This is a genomic window from Cupriavidus sp. Agwp_2 (genome assembly GCF_040784895.1).
In the GTDB taxonomy this organism is placed as follows: Bacteria; Pseudomonadota; Gammaproteobacteria; order Burkholderiales; family Burkholderiaceae; genus Cupriavidus.
Window position 1 is genome coordinate 335,440 of sequence record NZ_CP088085.1, and the last position, 21,793, is coordinate 357,232.

General features: G+C 61.1%; 17 protein-coding genes and 2 pseudogenes. 18 read left to right on the forward strand and 1 reads right to left on the reverse strand.

All coding sequences use genetic code 11. The features are described 5' to 3' along the window. Positions 1-112: 112 nt before the first annotated feature. The 6 genes from LPA45_RS31785 to LPA45_RS31810 all read left to right on the forward strand — a co-directional run bounded on the left by LPA45_RS31785 (position 113) and on the right by LPA45_RS31810 (position 5,922). The gene (locus LPA45_RS31785; protein ID WP_317925209.1) at positions 113-1,564 is read left to right on the forward strand and encodes an aldehyde dehydrogenase family protein; all 1,452 of its coding nucleotides are present in this window, start codon (positions 113-115) and stop codon (positions 1,562-1,564) included. Between the two features lie 41 nt (positions 1,565-1,605). Continuing rightward, positions 1,606-3,150 (forward strand): acetolactate synthase large subunit, encoded by a 1,545-nt coding sequence (locus LPA45_RS31790; protein WP_317925211.1) that lies wholly within the window; start codon positions 1,606-1,608, stop codon positions 3,148-3,150. 99 nt (positions 3,151-3,249) lie between these two features. Then, the gene (locus LPA45_RS31795) at positions 3,250-4,158 is read left to right on the forward strand and encodes an NAD(P)-dependent oxidoreductase (RefSeq protein WP_317925213.1); all 909 of its coding nucleotides are present in this window, start codon (positions 3,250-3,252) and stop codon (positions 4,156-4,158) included. A 40-nt stretch (positions 4,159-4,198) separates the two neighbouring features. Next, positions 4,199-4,666 (forward strand): cupin domain-containing protein, encoded by a 468-nt coding sequence (locus tag LPA45_RS31800; protein WP_317925215.1) that lies wholly within the window; start codon positions 4,199-4,201, stop codon positions 4,664-4,666. Positions 4,667-4,677: 11 nt separating this feature from the next. Next, positions 4,678-4,974: a DUF1330 domain-containing protein gene (locus LPA45_RS31805; RefSeq protein WP_317925217.1), complete on the forward strand. Its 297-nt coding sequence runs from the start codon at positions 4,678-4,680 to the stop codon at positions 4,972-4,974. A gap of 87 nt (positions 4,975-5,061) precedes the next feature. After that, entirely contained in the window at positions 5,062-5,922 is an 861-nt protein-coding gene (locus LPA45_RS31810) for an IclR family transcriptional regulator (RefSeq protein WP_116323133.1), read from the forward strand. A gap of 332 nt (positions 5,923-6,254) precedes the next feature. Here LPA45_RS31810 and LPA45_RS31815 read toward each other — a convergent pair whose 3' ends face one another. Further along, positions 6,255-7,007, reverse strand: coding sequence for a TetR/AcrR family transcriptional regulator (locus LPA45_RS31815; protein ID WP_116323134.1), 753 nt, complete (start codon positions 7,005-7,007; stop codon positions 6,255-6,257). A gap of 427 nt (positions 7,008-7,434) precedes the next feature. On the opposite strand from LPA45_RS31815, the gene LPA45_RS31820 reads away from it, so the two are divergent. The 12 genes and pseudogenes from LPA45_RS31820 to LPA45_RS31875 form a co-directional block, all read left to right on the forward strand. Beyond that, positions 7,435-8,835, forward strand: a complete 1,401-nt coding sequence (locus LPA45_RS31820) for an aspartate aminotransferase family protein (RefSeq protein ID WP_317925219.1) — start codon at positions 7,435-7,437, stop codon at positions 8,833-8,835. A 112-nt stretch (positions 8,836-8,947) separates the two neighbouring features. Then, positions 8,948-10,015, forward strand: a complete 1,068-nt coding sequence (locus tag LPA45_RS31825; RefSeq protein WP_317925221.1) for an ABC transporter ATP-binding protein — start codon at positions 8,948-8,950, stop codon at positions 10,013-10,015. Positions 10,016-10,102: 87 nt separating this feature from the next. Further along, positions 10,103-11,125 carry an extracellular solute-binding protein gene (locus LPA45_RS31830; protein WP_317925222.1) on the forward strand — a complete coding sequence of 341 codons (1,023 nt, stop codon included), beginning with the start codon at positions 10,103-10,105 and terminating at the stop codon, positions 11,123-11,125. Positions 11,126-11,179: 54 nt separating this feature from the next. After that, entirely contained in the window at positions 11,180-12,001 is an 822-nt protein-coding gene (locus LPA45_RS31835; RefSeq protein ID WP_158577745.1) for an ABC transporter permease, read from the forward strand. After that, positions 11,998-12,783, forward strand: coding sequence for an ABC transporter permease (locus LPA45_RS31840; protein ID WP_116323138.1), 786 nt, complete (start codon positions 11,998-12,000; stop codon positions 12,781-12,783). The genes LPA45_RS31835 and LPA45_RS31840 overlap by 4 nt, the downstream gene beginning before the upstream one ends. A gap of 353 nt (positions 12,784-13,136) precedes the next feature. Next, entirely contained in the window at positions 13,137-14,276 is a 1,140-nt protein-coding gene (locus LPA45_RS31845; protein ID WP_116323139.1) for a porin, read from the forward strand. Positions 14,277-14,403: 127 nt separating this feature from the next. Beyond that, positions 14,404-14,814: pseudogene (locus tag LPA45_RS31850) on the forward strand (transposase); the annotation flags it as partial. Positions 14,815-14,901: 87 nt separating this feature from the next. Further along, complete coding sequence (locus tag LPA45_RS31855; protein ID WP_140953254.1) at positions 14,902-16,350, forward strand: site-specific integrase; 1,449 nt, start codon at positions 14,902-14,904, stop codon at positions 16,348-16,350. Next, positions 16,347-18,227 (forward strand): integrase, encoded by a 1,881-nt coding sequence (locus LPA45_RS31860; protein WP_140953253.1) that lies wholly within the window; start codon positions 16,347-16,349, stop codon positions 18,225-18,227. Before LPA45_RS31855 ends, LPA45_RS31860 begins: the two co-directional genes overlap by 4 nt. Then, on the forward strand, positions 18,224-20,104 hold the full coding sequence (locus LPA45_RS31865; protein ID WP_367395126.1) for an integrase: 1,881 nt from the start codon (positions 18,224-18,226) through the stop codon (positions 20,102-20,104). The genes LPA45_RS31860 and LPA45_RS31865 overlap by 4 nt, the downstream gene beginning before the upstream one ends. A gap of 8 nt (positions 20,105-20,112) precedes the next feature. Continuing rightward, positions 20,113-20,463 (forward strand): hypothetical protein, encoded by a 351-nt coding sequence (locus LPA45_RS31870; protein ID WP_231881534.1) that lies wholly within the window; start codon positions 20,113-20,115, stop codon positions 20,461-20,463. 174 nt (positions 20,464-20,637) lie between these two features. Continuing rightward, positions 20,638-21,189, forward strand: a pseudogene (locus LPA45_RS31875) (IS5 family transposase); the annotation flags it as partial. Positions 21,190-21,793: the final 604 nt, after the last annotated feature.

Below are 21,793 nucleotides of genomic sequence, written 5' to 3' on the forward strand. Positions count from 1 at the left end.
GATAACACTACAACCCTATTTACAACGCGACTCTGATGTTCTACCGTTCGGTTCATCGGCAGCGGCCTTCAGCGCGACCGGCCTGCCGCAACGCAAATCAGCGAGAGATAACGTGCTTGATAAGAGACTGTTCTATATCGATGGGGAGTGGGTCACGTCCTCGCGGCGCCAAGACCTGACGGTGATCGACCCAGCCACCGAACAACCCTGCGCAGTGATATCCGTCGGCCATGCGCTCGATGCGGACCTTGCGGTGCGGGCGGCAAGGCAAGCCTTCTCAGGCTGGTCTCGTACCAGCCCGGGCGAGCGCCTTCGGCTGGTAGAGCGCCTGCTGGAGATCTATGAACGACGCGCTACGGAAATGGCGCGGATGATCAGCCTGGAGATGGGCGCGCCCTTAGACATGGCGCGCTCCGAACATGTCGGCGCCGGCGCGTATCACATGAGGAACTTCATTACCGCGTTTCGCACGTTCTCGTTCGAACGTTCCCTCGGCACGCATGCACCCAACGATCGGATCCTGATGGAGCCGATCGGCGTCGCCGGCCTCATCACCCCGTGGAACTGGCCCATGAATCAGGTCACGCTGAAAGTCGTGCCCGCATTGCTTGCCGGCTGCACCGTCGTGCTGAAGCCATCCGAGATTGCGCCGCTCTCCTCGATGCTCTTTGCCGAATTCATCGAGGAAGCCGGCTTTCCGAATGGTGTGTTCAATCTCGTGAACGGGGATGGCACGGGAGTCGGCGCGCGTCTGTCGTCCCATCCCGATATCGACATGATCAGCTTCACGGGCTCGACCCGTGCTGGCATCGCCATATCAAAGGCCGCAGCCGAAACGCTCAAGCGAGTGGTGCTCGAGCTCGGCGGAAAGGGGGCCAACCTCGTCTTTGCCGACGCGGATGCGGATGCGGTCGGACGCGGAGTGCTCCATTGCTTCAAGAACACCGGCCAAAGCTGCAACGCCCCTACCCGCATGCTGGTCGAGCGCTCGGTCTATGCGCGCGTAGTCGACGAGGCCCGCGAAATCGCCGAGAACTTCGCGGCCGAGGCGGCGCACGCGCCGGGGAAGTTCTTTGGCCCGCTGACCTCGGCGGCGCAATTCAGGAAGGTCCAAGAAATGATCGAGACAGGCATGGCGGAGGGCGCGCGACTTGTTGCAGGCGGCCCCGGGCGTCCCGAAGCGCACGAATGTGGCTACTTCGTGCTGCCAACCGTCTTCGCGGACGTGACCAACCAGATGACCATCGCCCGCGAGGAGATCTTCGGCCCTGTGCTCTCGATCATTCCCTTCGACACCGAGGAAGAGGCGATCGCCATCGCGAACGATACGCCGTATGGGCTGGCCAATTACGTGCAATCGACCGATGACGAACGATGCCGCCGCGTCGCGGGCCGGCTGCGTTCGGGCATGGTGGAGATGAATGGCAGGCCACGCGCACCGGGATCTCCTTTCGGTGGCATCAAGGCGTCCGGACGTGCCCGCGAAGGCGGGATCTGGGGCATTGAGGAGTTTCTTGAAGCCAAGGCGGTTTCTGGCTGGGCGGATCCTGCCTGCTCGCGCTGACCCCACGCGACCAATCTTCATCGAACCGGAGAACACACAACATGAATGGCGCCGAAAGTCTGGTCACCACACTGCTCGAGTCGGGCATCGATACCTGCTTCGCCAATCCCGGCACCAGCGAAATGCATTTCGTCGCGGCCCTGGATCAGATACCAGGTATGCGGTGTGTGCTGGGGCTGCAGGAGAATGTCGTTACCGGCATGGCCGACGGCTATTTCCGCATGGCCCGGAAGCCCGCGAGCACGCTATTGCATTGCGGCCCGGGACTTGCCAACGGCTGGGCGAACCTTCACAACGCTCGCCGTGCGAATAGCGCGGTCGTCAACATCGTGGGAGATCAGGCGACCTATCACCGCCCGTATGATGCGCCCCTCACTGCCGATACGGCCGCGCTCGCGGGCGCCGTATCGGCATGGGTCCGCACGAGCCAGTCCGCAGCCGACGTCGGTCGTGATGCGGCCGCCGCGGCAGCCGCTGCGCGCACCGCGCCCGGACAGATCGCCACACTGATCCTGCCTTCCGATACTTCCTGGGATGCGGGCGGCGTTGCCGCGCGCGCATTGCCCGTACCGTCGGCGCCATCGATCGATCCATTTGCCGTCGATAATGCGGCGCGCATTCTGCGCCAGAACACCAATGACGTGCTGATCCTGCTTGGCGGCGAATGCGCGCTGCCCGAAGCGCAGGCGCTCGCCTGGCGCATTGCCAGTTCGACGGGCGCGACCCTGAAGTACGAGTACGTGATGGGGCGCGTCTCGCGTGGACGAGGCCGTCTGCCGATCGAGCGGGTGCCCTACAGCACCGATCAGGCCATCAAGATGATGGCATCGTTCCGGCACATCATCCTGGTCAACGCCAGGCCACCAGTCGGATTCTTCGCCTATCCCGGCAAGCCGTCCCTCCAGTATCCGCGCGAAGCCCAGATCCATCATTTGTCGCGCATCGACCAGCATCCCGAAGCGGCCCTGCTTGCGCTGGCGGAGGCGCTGAACGCGCCAGTGGTCGATATGCCGCCCGCGCAGCCCTGCTCTGAAATCGTTACCGGTGCCCCCACGCCGGAAGGGCTGGCCCAGACGATCGCCGCCGTGATGCCGGAGAACGCGATCGTATCGGACGAAAGCATTTCGTATGGCCGCAGCTTCTACCGATTCACCCACGCTGCAGCACCACATGACTGGCTCTCACTGACCGGCGGTGCCATCGGCGACGGACTCCCGGTTGCAACCGGCGCGGCGGTGGCCTGTGGGGGCTCGAGACGGGTCATCAGCCTGCAGGCTGACGGCTCGGCGATGTATTCGCTTCAGTCGCTTTGGACGCAGGCACGTGAACGACTCCCCTGCACGACGATTCTGTTGGCCAACCGCAAGTACAACATCCTGATCGGCGAGTACGAGAACGTTGGAGCATTACCGGGGCCCACGGCCATGAGCATGCTCGATCTGTCGAATCCCGATCTCGACTGGGTCAGGCTCGCCAACGGCATGGGGGTGGAAGCCGCACGCGCAACGACGCTCGAGCAGTGCGCCGATCTCATGAAGCAGAGCTTCCGCCAGGACGGTCCCTTCCTGATCGAACTGTTGATCTGAGTGAAGGCCGGCACTGCAACGTTACCCGAAGCACGCCGCGTGGCACCAACTGCTGGTCGCGGCGCGCGGAGATCTACCCAGATACGGAGACATACGAACATGAGCGAGATGACCCACGTCGGCTTTTTAGGCCTTGGCAACATGGGTGCCGCAATGGCATTGCGGCTTATTCATCCCGGGTACCGACTGCACGTCTACGACCCCAACCCGGGAGCCGTGTTGAGACTCGTGGACGCTGGCGCGGTGGCGCATGCCAGTCCGCGTTCGGTGGCCGATGCCGCCGCCATCGTCATGGCCTGCCTGCCAAGCGAGGCGGCATGCGAAGCGGCGATTTTCGGCCAGGACGGCGTGGCGGCCGGCAACGCGTTGCAGACATACGTCGAGATGTCGACCATCGGTCCGACCGCGGTGTCCTCCATCGCCGAGAGACTTCAGCGTCAGCATATCGCCACGGTGGACGCGCCAGTCAGTGGTGGGCCGGCTGCCGCGCGTGCGGGCACGCTGTCCATCATGCTGGCTGGCGCGAACCATGACATTGCGCTGGTCATGCCCTCGCTGGCTCGCATCGCGAATACGATTCACAACCTGGGCGATCAGCCCGGCCAGGCACAGGCGATGAAACTGGTGAATAACATCATGCTGGCCGCCAACATGGCCGTTGCATCGGAGGCGCTGGCGATGGGCGCCAAGGCAGGGCTGAGCGCCGACGCCATGGCTGACGTCATCCAATCCAGTACCGGGCAGAGCGCGGCGGCAGACATACTCGCTCGCTTCGCCCTCCCCGGATCGTTCGACTTCGGGGCACACATGTCGATCCTCGCAAAGGATGTGGAACTCGCCATCACGGAGGCCCGCAATCTGGGCGTCCCGGCGCGGGTTCTGGAGCAGGCCCGGGGCGTCTGGCACACGGCAATGGAAGAAGGACGCAGCCAGGACGATTTCACTTCCATCATCAAGAGCGTGGAAGAACGCGCCAACGTGCTGGTACGCGGGGCACCACGGCGGTGACCCGCCAATCGGTTCTTCAATCATGACAACGACAACACTCATGGAGCAGATCATGGATTCATCCACCGACAACGTTCATTCCGACGCGTCGATTGCCGACGCAGAAGCGCTTGCGGCAAAGCTTGCCTATGCCACGCCCGAAACGGCGCCACAGGTGCCGGGACGCCGCTCATTCTTCAAGTATCGGGACCTGGGCGTGACGACTCCCACTGATGGCCGCATGCGCGCGCAGATAACTCTTGCAACCGGCGAAATGCAGCAAACCGGGTGGCACTATCACCTCTGCGATTCCCAGTTCATTTATACGCTGCGCGGCTGGGTCGACCTGGTCTTCGAGGACGGCCGCCACCTTCGCATCAGCGCGGGAGAATCGCTCCTGATCCCTGGCGGACTCAAGCACAACGAGCTGGCGATCTCACCAGACCTCGAGCTTCTCGAAGTCTCGATTCCGGCAAAGATGGGAACGGTGGCCTGCGACCCGCCAGCGAACTTCACCTCATCCTTCTGACGGGAGACAACATGACGAAAGGTTATATTTTTGCCGAGGTAGACATCCATTCCCCCGGCGCGGAGTGGGATGAGTACGCCAGGAAGGTCCAGCCCACGCTGGATTTCTATGGCGGCGTGTTCCTGATTCGGGGAGGCACGCCCAACGTCCTCGAGGGCGACGCCAAGACGGGGACGTTCGTGGTTCTGGAGTTCGAGAGCCCTGAGCAAGCCGAAGCCTGGTACACCTCCACAGACTATCAGCGCATTCTGCCGCTCCGCCTGCGAAATGCCGACGCGCGCGTCATTTGCTTGCCAGGGGCCGGGTGAGTTCACGTGTCATCGCCCGTGATAAACTCAAAAGTCGTTCGCGCACCCTGAATCCGAGCGCCCCTTCCGAGAGGAGTATCGACGGCTTTGACAAAAGCAAAAAAAACCATCGCAGAACCATCGGCAGTATCGGCGGACGACCTGCCACCGACTGCTGCCGGCAATGGCGCAGGACGGCGCCGGATTCAGTCGGCCGACAAGGCAACGGAGGTTCTTCTTGCGCTTGTCGAGGCGGGTAAGGCGACACCCCTCAAAGATCTGGCGCGCGCCATCGGCATGCCAAACAGCCTCGCGCATCGCTACCTCGCGAGCCTGATGGCAAGCGGTCTCGCGGTACAGGATGAAGTCACCGGTCTCTACGACCTTGGGCCGACGGCGGTACGCATTGGCGCGTCCGCCCTCGCGCGTGTTGATCATTTGCGCCTCGCCAGCGAAGCGATGCCACAGCTAGTTTCCAGCACGGGATTGCCTGCCCTCCTGTGTGTGCTCGGCGATCGCGGCCCCACTATCGTGCGATGGGAACGCAGCTATGTGCCGTTCATCACTACGTTGTCGGTGGGCTCGACATTCCAATTGACGAACTCGGCTACAGGTCGCGTGCTACTCGCCTTCACCCCCGATCAGGTCAGAGATGACCTGATCGAGTTGGCCGTTTCGAAGAACCATGAACAGCCGCCAGTCAAGTTGCTTGAGCGTCTTTCGACGATCCGGCGAGTCGGATACGATGAAGCGGAATCGGTTCTCATTCCAGGACTGTCAGCCATGAGCGCGCCGATTCTCGATGTTCAGAACGAGGCAGTCGCCTGTCTGACGCTAATCGGCGCAAGCCCTGATGTCCGGCGAATCAAGACAAAGGCAATCCAAGCGCTGGTCGAGGCAAGCGTGAGCATCTCGCGGTCCTGCGGGAGCAACCTGTCGTTCGCCTCGTTGGCCGATCCGACAACATAAGCTTGATCTCCTGCACTGCAGCCTGATCGTCTGCCAAAACCTGATATCCAACTCGCGGGCGACGGTCGCAGCACCGAGCCGGGCGACCGCTCTTGTCGCGACTTCAGTCAGAACAGTTGGACCGCCGACCGGCGGAGAAGGGTCGCAAAGCGCCCTTGATTCTCTCCACAACTTGGCGCTGCCCGCCGTGTCCCCAACTCGGAACGGTTGAAGTAGACGTTAAGGCCGCGCCCCGTTCCTTCGCCTCTACTCGGCCCGCTGCGCGCTCTTGGGCATCTCCAGCCCAAGTCAGTCGACGTTTGGTCTTCGCGGCAATCGCTGAGACCAACATTTCAATCGGCTAGGTGACTCTTATTTGGGCGGCGCCTGCGGACTGCCGGCTTCACAGGATCTGTTTTCGCAGGTGGCGGTCCGGGTGGGCTTATCACTGTGATGACGGCGTCCAGAAGAGCATCGATACGGTTCGGCGTGAATCGCTCCGGCTCGATGGGGAGCATCATCATCCAGCCGTCGCCCATCGCGCTAAGTTGGTCGGCGAGCAGGTCTGCAGAGACATCGCTGCGGACTAGACCTTCTTCCTGGCCCCTCTCCAGTAGCGCCACACGCTTACTCCGATACTGGGCGTTGCGCCGCTGGAAGACGGCAGCGAGGGCCGGATCGCATTTCGCCTGGGCTAGCAATTGAAATTGCACGATCCACCACTGTCCCGGATCCTCGGCGTTGGTCCAGGTCACGAAGCGCTTGAAAGTCGCCTTGATATCGCTCGGGTCATGGACAGGCGCCATGAAGGATTCGAACTTGTCAAAGTGGCTTTCAACAAGAGCTTTGATCATCGCTTCCTTGTTCTCGAAATAGTGGAGCAAGGAACCTGTGGTGCAGCCCGCCTCCTCCGCCACCTTTCGCAAGGAAGCTCCGGCATAGCCCTCCCGCGCAACCACGGCGGTTGCGGCCGCAAGAAAGCTCGCGCGCCTGGCTTCGTGATCCCCGACCTTTGGCCCGGGTCGCCGCCTCCGCGCATTGGTCTCGGCTTTGGTGGTCGCGGAATCACGACCATCTGGCGTCTCCAAGTTCTTGGCTTGTGTCATGGAAGAGAGCTAGCAATTTAAGAGAAATACCGATGTCCGCGGACGATGCGATCGGCTCGGGAATATGGCGCAAAAAATGAAGACGTCATCTTGCGGAACGGCCAGGAGTCGAGCATTGGCCGAGCTTGCCCCTAGCAATCCCACCCTGCGGTTCCAGGTGATGAATTGCACACTCCCCACCTGAAGACGCCGCGCAGCAACGATTAATGTAACCGGTCATGCACCTAACGGGGAAGGCTTTACCGCGCCCCCCAGCGACACCCGTTTCATACGCGTAATCCCTGACGTCCCAACAATTGTAATTGTATAACACACGTTATAGCATTCGTCCGTCAGCAGACAACAACAGCAACGTCGTGCGTGCCGCCCCAATGAGGGTGCATGACTTCACGCCTGCGACCGCGCCCTAATCCCAGAAGGAGACCGCATGCTTTCCCATTCACCTGTTAGCCCTCTTGACCATGGCCTGCCCGGCATGCTGGCCCCCGAGGGGGCGTGGCGTCATTGCTTTTCGCACCACCCGTTCGATGTGGAACTCGCCTACGCGGAACGCGTGTATTTGTACGACACCGAGGGAAAGCGATACATCGATGCGTCTGGCGGCCCGATGTCCGTCAACATTGGCCACGGCGACCCGCGGATGAAGGCGGCGCTGAGTGAACAGTTCGATCGTTATGCGTACGTCCACCCCACGTTTGCCAACCGCAGACGCGCAGAGCTCTGCGAGGCTCTGGTGGCCATCGCCTCGCCATCACTGAACGCCGTTTATCTCTGCAGTGGCGGCAGCGAAGCGGTCGATTCCGCGCTCAAGCTTGCCAGGCAGTATCACGTACTGACCGGGTCGACCGGCAAATTCAAGGTGGTCAGCTACTTTGAGTCCTATCACGGCATGACGCTGGCAACCATGTCGCTGGCAGGCAATCCCGGCTACAGAAAGACCTTCGATCCAATCATGTCCCCCTGGCTTCACATGGGCCAATACAGCGAAGTTCACATGCCACCGGGCATCGGTCGCGATGCCTGGGGCGTGCAGTGTGCGCAAGAGCTCGAGCGAGTGTTGTACTTCAATAACCCGGATACCGTGGCCGCCTTCATTGCCACGCCGCATGGCGTCGGCGCGGACTACGGCCTTGTTCCTCCCGCAAGCTATTGGCGAGAAATCCGCCGCATCTGCGACGAGCACAACGTACTCCTCATCGCGGATGAAGTGGTAACAGGGTTCGGCCGGACGGGCCGGTGGTTCGCAATGGAACACTTCGATGTCGAGCCGGATCTGATGACATTGGCCAAAGGCATCTCGGGTTCAAATCTGCCGCTCGCCGCTGTGCTGGTGAGCGATAAGGTGAACGAGCCCTTCCGCCGGGATGGCGCATATTTCCTGCACGGCTTCACGTACCAAGGCCATCCCATGGCCTGTGCGGCAGGACTGGCAACACTGCAGATCCTGAAGGAAGACAAGCTGGTCGAGCAAACCGCCGCAATGAGCCCGCGCTTGTTCGAGCACGCCAAGAGGCTGAAGGAACATCCCACGGTGGTTGACGTTCGCGGCTGGGGGCTGTTCATGGCGATCGAACTGGTTGAGTCGAAGGAGCGACGGGAATACTTCGACGTCGAAAAGGGAGCAGAACGACTCTTCCAGGCCTATGCCCTCAAAAACGGCCTGGCGATCTATGGGACCTTGTACGGCCCCCGTCGCAGCGCGGCGCTACGCCGCGGCTTGCCAATCATGATCGCTCCCCCCTTGTGCATTCAGCCCGACGAGATCGACGACATGATGGATCGGCTGGACACCGCTCTCAGCGAGTGGGAACAACGCCTGCTTGGCTGATTCAGACCGCGCACTCCCAGCAGTTGAACAATCCTGGCGGACTTTAACGCCCGGGTCTCGGCCCGGGCGCGGCCCGCCTATGCAGACTCATTGTCGCGAAAGGTTGAACTCGATGGAAACCACGAGGGACCGAATCATCCGTGCAAACTCGAAGCCGAACATTCTCCCCTTGAGGGGAGATTCCAGTGGCGCGGCATCACCGCGCTCAAACTCGATCACGCTGGAAGGCCTAGGCAAATCCTATGGCAGCACGACGGTGCTGCATGAGATCGACCTGCACGTTAAGCCGGGTGAGCTCTTCACCATCCTGGGTCCCAGCGGATCTGGAAAAACAACGTTGCTATCTCTGATCGCGGGGATGGCTGCACCCAGTCGCGGCCGGATCTTGATTGGCGACCGTGACGTCACTACCCTTGAGCCGGCTCAGCGAGGCATTGGCGTGGTGTTTCAGAACTACGCGCTCTTTCCCAATCTCTCGGTTTTCGACAATGTGGCCTTTCCGCTCTCGATCAGACGCCGCCCAAGACACGAGATCGCCGAGAAGGTCAACGAGATGCTGGAAAGAGTTCAACTCACGGGAGTCAGGGACCGGCGGCCTTCGCAACTTTCAGGCGGTCAGCAGCAGCGGGTCGCGCTTGCGCGTGCACTGGTATTTCGGCCATCGATCGTGCTGCTGGACGAGCCCCTGGGCGCACTGGACCGGCAATTGCGCGAACGCCTGCAAGTTGAATTGAAGGAGCTGCAGCGTTCTCTTGGCGTAACCATGATTCTGGTCACACACGACCAGGAGGAAGCGCTGTCTCTTTCCGACCGCCTGGCGATCATCGATAAAGGGCGACTACAACAAGTAGCGCCTCCGAACGAAGCCTATCTGAGGCCGAGCAATCCATTCGTCGCGACCTTTCTCGGCATGGCGAATTTCGTCGAAACACCCGATGGCGGGCAAGCCGTCGTGCGCCCTGAGCGGCTCAGGATCAACCGGGAACAAGACGGCTTCGGTGTGTCGGGCCATGTTCGTCACACCGTCTATCTGGGGCCATCCATACGCCAGCACATCGCCTTAGACGGCGGTGGCGAGATGGTGGCCAATATCCCGGCCACCGCCCCTGCCGCAAGCATTTCCCCCGGGGAGCGCGTCCACGCTTCCTGGCGTGCCGAAGACGCCTGGCCTTGCACCTGAATCGGCGATATCACGCAGCGTCCGTAACATCCGCCTCCTCCCGCTTCCAACGGTCTAGACACACATCCCAACCCTGGAGAACTTTCCATGAACCGTCGCGACTTCTTGCTGTCCGCCCCCGCAGCCTCCCTGGTCGTAGCCTGTCCCAAGGTATTTGCGGCAGCACCCACGAGCATTCGACTGATTGACTCGGGAGGGACCACTGGTGAATCCATTGCCGCCGCCTACATTCCACCCTTTACCGAGAAGTACGGTGTGCGGGTGGTTCGCGAGGCCCCCTCGTCCCTGGGCAAGCTGCGTGCGATGGTGGAAAGCGGCCGTATCAATGCGGCGCTGTTCGAGCTTGGCTCGTCAACCCTGGCGCAAGCACGCGAACTCAACTTGCTGGAGAAGCTGGACTGGACGGCAATTCATCCCGACCCGATGTTCCCTGAGGCCCGCGATGACTACGGCATGGGCTATCAGTATTTCTCCACAGTCATGGCGTGGCGCGATGGCAACCCGGCGCCAAAGACATGGGCGGACTTCTTCGATGTCCAACACTTTCCTGGCAAGCGATGTATGTCTGCTTATCCGCATTACACGCTGCCATTCGCCTTGCTGGCAGACGGCGTGGACCCGGCGAGCCTGTTCCCTCTTGATGTCGATCGTGCCATGCGAAAGCTCGAAAGCATCAAGAGCCATGTCTCTGTCTGGTGGAAAACAGGAACACAACCTCTGCAACTGCTCAAGGACAACGAAGTCCAGTATGCAGTGACCTGGTCGGCCGGTATCGAAAGGGAGCCGGGAATTCGCTCAACCTTCAATCAAGGCATGTACGACATTGCCTGGCTTGTCGTACCGCGCGGACAGCCCCCCGCCACCAAAGACCTGGCCATGAAGTTTCTGCATGAGGTGACCGTCGCGAAGAATCAGATGGTCGCGGCAAAAGTGTTGCCTCTGAGTGGCAACAGCCCGCAACTGGAAGGCCTCCTGGGCGCCAAGGCGTTCCAGTCCTTTCCCACCGCAAAGGCCAACCTGCAGGCCCAGTTCAGACAGAACGCCCAATGGTGGCAGAAGAACGGACCGGAAGTGAACAAGGTCTGGTCGAACTTCCTCCTGAACGCTTGAACGCCCCAAGGTCGCACCATGACTACTCTGTCCTCCTCGCGTTGGCATCGAATCATGCCCGACGCAAACGGCTGGCGCGCTCTGCCGCTGCTTGCCCTCTTCCTGATCGTCTTTGATTACTCATTGGGCGGTCTGCTGGCGAAGTCGGTGCACGGTGGTACTGGTCTCACCCTCCATTACTTCAAAGAAGCGTGGACGACGAAGGCGTATTTTCGTGTTTTCGTGGACACCTTGCAGGTGAGCCTGATCGCGACGAGTGTTTGCGTTCTTCTTGGATATCCATTGGCGTACTGGATGCGCGGGCTCGACGAGCGCCGCCGCGCTGTGGTCATGACTCTGGTGTTGATGACATTCTGGGTGAGCATCCTGGTGCGCACCTATGCGTGGATTGTTGTCCTGGGAAACGCGGGCCTGGTGAATCGGGCGCTATTGGCCACGGGCTTGATCCGTGAGCCATTGACGCTTTTGTACTCAGAAGTCGGCGTCACGATTGGCATGGCCAATGTACTGCTGCCTTTTCTGCTGTTACCTCTCCTCACTGCCATGTTGCGGATCGATGATCGACTGCTGCAGGCGGCGGCGTCACTAGGCGCATCCAGGCGGCAGATCTTCTGGCGCGTCTTCTTCCCGTTGTCATTGCCCGCGCTGGGTGTGTGCGTCTTGCTGTTGTTCATGTTGAGCCTTGGCTTCTACATCACCCCGGCCATTCTCGGCGGGGGCAAGGTGCCACTTCTGGGCAACCTTCTTGACACGTTGATCAATGAGACGTCCGAGTGGGCGCTCGCGGCCGCAATATCAACGGCGTTGCTCGCTTTTGCACTCGGCGTCTTTGCGGTCTTCCTTCGCCTGAACCGAATGACGGAGACAAAATCATGAATGCGCCACATACAATGTCTGCGCTTTGGCTCCGCGCCTGGGCCTTGTTGACCCTCGCCTTCCTGCTGATTCCGGTGGCCATCGTGCTACCCATGTCATTTTCTTCTGCAAACGCCCTCACCTTTCCCCCACCGGGATGGTCCCTTCGATGGTTTCAGGTTCTATTGTCAGATGCTGACTGGATTGATGCTTTTTCCAACAGCGCACTGATCGCGACGCTGACCGCCAGCGCGGCGGTCGTGCTCGGTAGCCTGGCGAGCTATGGCCTGGGTCGCGGGCAACCAAGATGGCGCGCGATGGCCGAAGCCAATCTGATGCTGCCACTGATCGTGCCGGGCGTCATTATCGCGATCGCGCTGTATTTCTTCTACGCGCGCTGGAATCTGCTCGGCACGATCGCCGGTCTGGTTCTCGCGCACACCTTGCTCGCTATTCCGTTCGTGGTCATGGTTCTCAATACGGCGATCCGAGGCTTCGATATCCGCATGGAACAGGTGGCATGGAGCCTGGGGGCGAACTGGTCGCAGACCATGCGACGGGTGGTGTTGCCGACGCTGGCGCCCAATCTGGCAGCGGCCTGGATCTTTGCCTTCGTAATCAGCTTTGACGAGGTCATCGTGAGCGTTTTTCTCGCGGGCACGATTAACACCGTACCGAAGAAGATGTACAACGACCTGATGCTGGAGATCACACCGACCATCACCGCAGTGGCGACCGTTCTGATTACCACGACGGCGCTAGTCCTGCTTCTTGTACGTTGGCTGACGCAACGGAAGCCATGACAACGCAACGGGCATCGACAGGCCTCGGCTAACTCCAGCCATTCGCCGCGGAAGCATCGCCCGGTCAGCCATGGCCGGCTGGGTCTGCTCGCCCTCGTAGCGCGTGAGATCACTCAGGCTGACCGCTGACAGCACGCTGTTGTGGTGCGTCGGCAGGCATTCACCGCCGCGGTGATGCCGCTTGCACGGACCTTCCGGCGTAGTACATCGACCGCGGGCCCGTGCGGCTCTTGCCCTCTTAGTAGTAGTTCCGTCCAGGCCGCCCCTTTTTGACACGAAAAGGGACGAATGGATCAACGCGTCCATAGGGGCGCCCTCATGCCAGAAGGTTTGACCACGAAAGGGAGACAAAAATGAAATCGACGTATGGGATCAAATGCCGCAGTGCCGCGCTGACGCTGGGTGCGTGGCTTGCCTGTGGCGCTGCGCAGGCTCAATCCGGTGTGTTGCTGTATGGAGGGGTCGACGCAAACCTCGAGTATGTCAATCACTTCTCGACCGTGACGCCGTCCGCTGAAAACGGATTCAGCACGGGTCCTGGTACGAGCGTCTACCGCCTGAACTCGGGTGGCTTGTCGGGCTCGCGCTTTGGCATGCGGGGAACCGAAGAGCTTGGTGGCGGCCTGAACGCAATCTTCGTGCTGGAAGGCGGCTTCGCCCTGGATAATGGCATGATGCAGCAAGGGGGGCGCCTGTTTGGTCGCCAGGCCTTTGTCGGCTTCGATGACAAAGGAATTGGTACCTTCACCTTTGGTCGCCAGTACATAAGCTGGTTCGACGCGTTGGCGAACTTTTCGCCGACAGCCTTCTCAACGCAGTATGAACCGATCGTGGCACAGATCGGCATGGACTTCCGCTCTGACAACACATTGAAGTACACGGGGGTATTCGGCCCCCTGACTGCAAGCGCCAACTGGTCGTTTGGCAACGGGTTCCTCGGCAATGGCGAAGTCCCAGGACAGTTTCGTCGCGACACAGGCTATGGCGCTGCATTGACGTACGATTCTGGCCCCTTTTCCGCAACCGTCGGGTACAACCAGTACAACCCTACGCTGACCACGGCGGGCGACACTGGTAGATTTAAGAAAGCCGCCATCGCCGCAAGCTACAGCTTCGACGGGCGCGCCAAGCTGATGGCTGGCTACCGCTGGGGTCAGAGCAGGGGTGCCGATGGCTCAACGGTTTTGCGTGATGACTTCTACTGGGCGGGCGCCAACTATAACCTCACTCAGGGAATTGAGTTGACCCTGGGCTACTACTACGACGACATCAAGAAGTTTGGCGATAGGAGTATGAAGAACCCTTGGCAGATCTCGTTCATCGCCGACTACCGTCTTTCCAAGCGGACTGACGTCTATCTGACGACCGCATATGCAAAGAATGCAGGCCTGAACTTCGACACGTCCGCAGTCAGCTTTATCAACGGATACTTCCTCGGTACCGGTCAGAGTTCGATGTTCGGCGCCGCTGTCGGCATCCGCCATAATTTCTGATAGAGATGGGCGTTGTTGCATAAATCCGGGTGTCTGGCTGGGCCCTGACGTTTACGCGCAACGGTCTGGGCGGCGCCCCTGTTAACTCTTCGGGTAACTGCGTAGATTCTCGATTTTTGCCCGAGAGATGCGCAAGGACGAACACAAGCGGGGAGAGCCAAAGGGGATCTACCGTGTCAGGAACTGGGCAAAGTACAACGCAGGCTTGATCGCGAGAGGCGACGTCACGATGTGGATCGATGAAAGCGTGATGAATGCAGCGCCCGAGGCGGCGTCGCCCAGGCGTGGCCGGCCACACGTCTACTCGGACGCGGCGATTCAGATGCTGCTCGGAATCAAGCAGGTGTACCGTCTGCCGTTGCGTGCGCTGCAGGGCTTTGCACATAGCCTTCGCAAGCTCGCCTTCGCCGATTTGCAAGTCCCGAACTACACGACTCTGAGTCGGCGCGCCCAGGATCTGAACGTGGTGCTGCCGGTGCAGCGCGCCAGTCAGTCGCTGCATCTGGTGGTCGACAGCACTGGCCTGAAGGTATTCGGCGTATGCGCAAGCCAGGAACGATTTCTTGATACTCGCACGTTGTGTTAATGAGGACGCCCACTCAAACACAGCATGAGGATCTGGGCGATGACAGCAAGACGAACGACCATCCGGCAACTGCCGTTGACCGAGGTCGTTGACCGCAACACATCCGGCGCGACGCCGGTCAGCATTACCACGCCCGAGGGCGGCACGATCTATCACACGGTCCCACTCGCAGACCCTGACACCGGCAAGCGGCGCGACGACCGCCCGCAGTGGATCACAGGCACCTTTCCTCTCTTTCCTGTTGTCCGGCTCGCTGACGGCGCGCCATGGGCTGAGGCGAACCTGTGGCTCATCGACATGATTGAGTCGAAGCCGTCGCCCAACATGCTGACGTTCGCCAGCATTGCTGACGACCTGGTGGCGTTCCGTCGTTATCTGGATAACGAGGGCGTTGACTGGCTGGCATTCCCCGCGAACAAGCGGCAACGTCCAACCTACCGCTACAGCGCCTCGATCAGGCTGGCCGTGCAGGCAGGCGAACTGTCTCCGGGCGTCGCCAGGCGTCGTATGGGCGCCGTAGTGCGCTTTTATCGCTGGCTCATGACCGAGGCAGGCTTCAGGCCCGCGAACGCGCCGTGGACCGAATCTGGCCGCTTCATCGAGTTCAGAGACCATAAGGGCTTCAGCCGCGCGATCGAGGTCAAGACCACCGACCTGTCGATCAGTGGCCGGCGCGCAGATGACCCGTGGGACGATCACATCCAGGACGGTGGTCGCTTGCGCCCGCTGCCCTCTGCCGAGCAGTCGGTGCTGCTTGAATCGTTGGCCACTCTCGGCAATACCGAGATGACGCTCGTTCATCTGTTCGCGCTGTTGACGGGCGCTCGCATTCAGACGGTACTGACCGTGCGCGCGAGACACGTGATGCGCAAACCGGGCGAGTTTCACGGCGACGACATCCGTATCGCCTGCGGGCCGGGTACGGGCATCGACACGAAGGGCGGGGTCAAGGGCGTGCTGCACCTGCCGCGCAGTTTCTATGAACGGCTCTACACCTATGTGCACAGCGATCGCGCGCGCAAGCGTCGCCAGCTGGCAGACGGCGGCGATCATCCCGTCCAGCCGCTCTTTCTCAGCTATCGCGGTGCGCCGCTCTACGAGGATCGCGCGTCGCGCGGCCCGGTCAGCACTGGCCCGCAGGTACGCCGCCACGTCAAGACAGGGCAGGCCGTGCGCCAGTTCATCAGGGACGAACTGTTACCCATGATGCGCGTGCAGCTTGGCAACCCCAGGTACGAGTTCAGTTTCCACGATCTGCGCGCGACCTACGGGCTGAACATGGTCGACACGATGACAGCGAATGAGACGAAGTACACGCGGGCGCTCGATCAGTTGCGGCAGTTGATGTGGCACGTACAACCGTCTACGACCGAGCGCTACCTCGCTTACCGCGAGAATTGCAAGCTGTTCGACGCTGTCCAGGATGGCTGGGGCGTGCACCTGTCGACGCTGGTCGCGCGCACCCTCGACACGGCGGTGGCTGCATGAGCCGCCAGTACGAAGAAGTGCGCATGCCGCTCGCGGAGGGTACAACACTGCTACATCCCGAGCGCGCGCTGCTCAGGTGGGAAGGCATGAGCGGACGTTCCGATATCGGGCAGATTTGCTACTTGAAGCGTGACGCGTCGAGCCTGCGGTGTACGCGACGCACTTTCGACCCCACAAGCTTCAGCAGTGAACGCGCCAGGGTCGTACGCCTGCTGGTGACGCAGCTTTCCGGGCGCATGACCCTTGGCGCGATGCGTCCAAGGACGGTCGACGGTGCTTTGCGCGTCGTGCTTGAGTTCGTCAACTGGGCCGACAGGCAGGGCTTGCATCAGGTGCTCTGTCACGAGAAGACTACGGCGGAAGCGGTTCATCGCTACTTCCGTGAGAGGCGCGAACAGGTCTCGCTGGGCAACCTGAAGCGCAATTCCGTCGACATCAGTCAGCGCCGTCTGTTGTCGATGCTACGTGAGTTATTCCGAAACGACGACTTCTGCGCCGACGCGAGGGTGCTGGGCCGCCAACGGGATGCTTCGGTGCCGACGGCGGTGCCTGACGCCGAAGCCCAGGCCACCCTGCTCTCGTGGGCTGACGCGCTCTTCAGCGGTATCAGCACGCTGGTGCTCGACTTCAAGCCGTACCCGGTACACGTGACCACAGCGCGCGGTGAGAGTCTTTGCCTTGTTCCGCGCAGACACCATCGTCGCGGAGGCGACGGCTCTCACGGCCTGGCTGGCTGGAATCTGGAAACGGGAGAGCCGCGCACTCGGGAAGAGCTCACGATGCGCATGGCTGAGGCTGACGCCAAGAACCCTTCTAAGCGTTCGGGGGACATCGCCAGAAGTGCGGCTAAACATCTTGCGGCGGCGAACGAGGACGCGCAGTCAGAGATCCGGCGCTCACACGCTTCGATGGCCGTCTTTTGCTTTGCCGCGCTGTTTCTGGCCGAAACGGGCGTCAACCTCGCACAGCTGCTGGCCATGAAGTGGAGTCTGGAGCTTGCCGCGAGCCTGCAGGATGCGTCGGTTGTGCGTCAGAAGTTTCGCGAGGTCAAGTATCGTGCAGGGGCTAAAGAGATTACGTTCACCGTCTCGCTGGGCTTCATGCCGAAGCTCAAGGCGTATCTCGCATTGCGCGAGTATCTGGTGCCGGACGCAGGCTGCGACGCGTTGTTCATCGTAGTCGGACATAGCCCGCAGCGACGACGGCCCATACCTCTCCCAACCCAATTTCTGACCCTTCTTTATGATCGACTCGACACGCTCGGGATCGTGCTGCCGCGCATTAGCGCACGTCAGTGGCGTGCGGCAAAGCAGGATTGGGCGGTAAGTAACCACGGCCCTGTCATCGCAGCCAGGCTGATGGGGCACTCGGTGGAAACAGCGCTGCGCTCGTACTCGAACGGCACGGACGCCGCGCACAAGGCTGAGATGGGCGTGTTCCTCGCTTCGGTCGAGAAGACTGTGCTGAAGACCGGCGACGACCCGGCTGGCAGCATCAGGAGCGCGGTGGGCGTCTGCATCGAATTCCGCAAGCCAGTGCCGATCGCCGCTTCAGTCACCGTGAAGCCGGACTGCCGCTCGACCGAAGGATGTCTCTTCTGCGACCAGTATCGCGTGCACGCTGACGCCGCCGACATCCACAAGCTGCTGGGCTGCCGTCATTGCGTCAGGCTCGTGAGCGGACGTGCCGACTCGATCGAGCAATACGACAGTTCGTTCGGCGCGGTGCTGCGCCGCATTGACTTCCTGCTGGATGAACTGCGTAAGCGCGACGCCGCGCTGGTCGATCAGATCGAGCAGGACGTTGATGTCGATGGGAATCTGGACGCTTTCTGGTCGGCCAAGCTCGACCAGCTTTACGAATTGGGGGTGGCATGAACAACACGCTGATCGCGCCGATCGCTGAGCGCCCCGACTGGTATCGTGTCGAGGACGATACAGTGGCTACGCGCGACAAGGCTGCGAACGCTGTTTCGCTGTTTAGTGACGCTGCCTGGGACATCCGGGCATATACGATTGGGCCGCGCACCCATATCTACTTCAGGGGCCACCTGCCTGACGGCGCAAGTCGAGCCCTTTCAGAAGCGACTACGCGACAGTGGAAGCAGGTGATGTACTTTCTGATGCACGAAGCGACCGACACGGTACCGGCGTCCAGTACGCTTAACTCTGGTTCAGCCTGCCTGAAGGGATTCGCGTTCTTTGCCGCCGAACGTGAGCTTACGCTCTACGAGGGGCTGTCCAGCGTCGCTATTGTTCTCGACTATGTGGCGCAACCCGGGATGGAGAGGAAGGCCCAGCGCCTTCATTCAGTTCTGGTGAAGCTTCACCGTCTGGGCGTCGGGACCACAGGGCTGCGCGTACCACTGGCACAACTGCACAAGCCTCTGCTCGAACGCTTCGCGCAACGTGCTGGAAACTCACAACACCCTGTCGTCCCGACGCGGATCTACCAGCACTTCCTGTTGGCCTGTGAACATGACCTCGGCGTCGCTGAAGGGATCGTCGACGTGCTGTCAGACTACCTCGCACGACTGTATGCCGGCGAGAGTCCGTCCGTCCCTTCAGAACTGGTAAGGGTAGCTGCACACTTCGGGTACAAGGCCGTCCCTTACGTCGCGTCGTCGCTTGTGGCGTCGATCAGGGCGCTATGCCAGCTTGTCATCCTGTCGTTCACCGGCATGCGTGCGACAGAAGCAGAGAGCCTCCCATACGACTGCCTGAGCGAGACCCGTCTGGATGGCGTAACCCACTACACCATCGAGGGCGTCACGACCAAGCTGTCGGGCGGGCGTCCCAGGCGCGCACGCTGGGTGACCAGCCCGCTCGCCGCCCGTGCTGTCGGGCTCGCACAACGGCTATCGGGAGAGGCACACCGTGCACACGGCGCGCAGGGCTACGCCGAATCGACGGACGGTTCGCACCTGCTGTTCTGCCGGATGGGACTGCATATGGGATACGTAGCAAACCGGGCGGCGAGTACCGTTCATAACGATATTGAAGCCTTTCGTGAGCGCGTTTTCCCGACGATCACGGTCGAGGACATCGCTGAACTAAAGCGTGTCGACATGCACCGCGCGTGGGAAGACGAGCCGAAGTACGCGGTCGGGCGGCAGTGGCCGTTCACGCGGCACCAGCTTCGGAGGACGCTCGCGTTATACGCGCACCGCAGCGGACTGGTGACGCTGCCGACGCTCAAACGTCAGCTGCAGCACATCACGCAGGAGATGAGCATGTACTACGCTCGTGGCTCGGCATTCGCGAAGGGCTTCATCGACACTGATAGGACCCACTTCGCGAAGGAATGGGCCGGGGCACAGGGCCTGTCCGAGTACCTTGCATACGCCGAGCAGGTGCTGTTCTCTGACGTGCGGCTGTTCGGCGGCCACGCAGCGTGGACGCAGAGCCGTGCCGTGCAGGCCTCGCCTGTGTCGGTCTACTCACGCGAGCAGACGATGAGGATGTTCGTGAAGGGCGAGCTGGCGTACCGCGAGACGGTGCTGGGCGGCTGCGCCAGTGTCGAGCAGTGCAAGTCGACGCCACTCGACTGGATGCGTCTGGATTGTCTTGAATCGGACTGCCGTAACCTCGTGGTCGTGCCATCGAAGCTTCGTCGCGTGATCAACGCGCAGCAGGTTACGGTCGCGAAGCTGCGCGCGGTCGATGAGACGAGCGTCGAATACCGTATCGAGGCGCAGGCGCTGCAACGACTGCTTGACGCGCAGGAGAAACTGATCAAATCGGAGGCAGCATGAGCGGCGCCATGACCGACTACTATGCCGCTCTTGAGCGGCTGAAGAACCGCAAGGGTGCGCGTATCAACAACGACACCGTGGCGATCGAGGCGGGCCGCAAGAAGGGCAGCATCAAGAAGTCGCGCCCACAGTTCACCGAACTGATCGCAGCGATCGACGCGGCCAATGCAGTGGCCGGGCGCCCGAAGCTCGAACTCACCGAGCGTCTGAACCGCGCAAAGGGCGACGCGAAGGATCTGCAGGCACAGCTTGACGAATCGCTGGCTCGTGAACTTGCCCTGCTCCATCAGGTGTTCCGCCTGCGCAAGGAACTGGCCGCGCTGCGTGGCGGTAGCGTCCTGCCCTTGCAGCTACGCTAGATTGCGGCGGGCATCTTCGCTCGAAATCAGCTGCGAAACTTTCGACTGGAAATGGACATTCTGACGGTCGTTGTGTCCATTTTTTCTGCTGACTTTATGGACACCTGGTAGTCTGCTGATTCTAGTATTTGCGGGGCTCTGGCTGATGTCCATTTATTCTCTCTTGCGCGTATTGGCGAGGGCGAGTGGAAGGTGCGCAAGCACGGTTACTCGAAGCGGCGCACCTGGCGCAAGGTGCATCTGGCGATGGACGCCAAGACCGGCCAGGTAAGCGCAGCTTTGATGACACATCAGGACGTTGGCGACGCTGACGTGTTGCCCGAGTTGCTCGATCAAATCCCCACCGATACGCCAATCGACACCATCGGTGGCGATGGCGCATACGACACGAAGCAATGTCACGCGGCGATTGCCGCGCGAGGCGCGCAACCGTCGATTCCGCCGCGTGAGGGAGCGATGCCATGGCCGCAGACCACGTCCGGTGCGGTCTGGCGCAACGAGGCCATTGATGCCATTGCCCGAAGTGGCAGGCGCGAATGGAAGACGTCCAGCGGCTATCACCGGCGTTCGCTGGTCGAGAACTTGATGTACCGGCTCAAGACACTCACGGGTAATCGCTTGTGGGCGCGTGATGTCGGGGCCCAGGCGGCCGAGGTGGCGATCCGCGTCGGCATACTCAACCGCATGGCGGCCCTTGCACGCCCGCAGTCCGTCCGCATCGCCTAAATTCATCAGCACGGGAAACCTTTGTTTTCAGATCTGATTTATGCAACAACGCCATAGAGATGCTCTTTTGTCCCCGCTATCTCCGAGCGGCGGGGACGCTTTTTGTCATTGGTAGGATGACGCAGTTCTGCGTGACTATATGATAGTCGCGGCAAACGTCGGCGTGCTGTTAGTCCGTGAAATCAGCGTCAGTTTTTGGCATTGATTACCGGGCCTGACGCGCCTGAGCAAGCGCGCGCCCTTGGTTCCCCTTGACGATCGAGCTCGTGAAATGTCCGGCTCGGCGCAAGGCAAAGAGGGAGGTCGGCGAACAAATGGCCGCCGACATGAGGATTGCCGACGCCAACGCGGCCCCGGCCACCGAACCGGTGCGCGGGCAGGAACCCTCTTGGCCTGCCCCGATGTTCGCCCATCCGGTCCGCCGAACCGGCGCGCCATTCTCCGCAGATAACTGCGCGTTATCGTGCCCTATCGCCGAGCCCCGATGCTGCTGTCATCTGCACCGATAGGAAGCTCCTTCTCTGGGCACAGCGTAATTGCCGGCGCTACCTCGTTTCGTCTCGCCAGCACCGGCTGGCTCTGTTCGGCGCGAATCCGCTGCTGT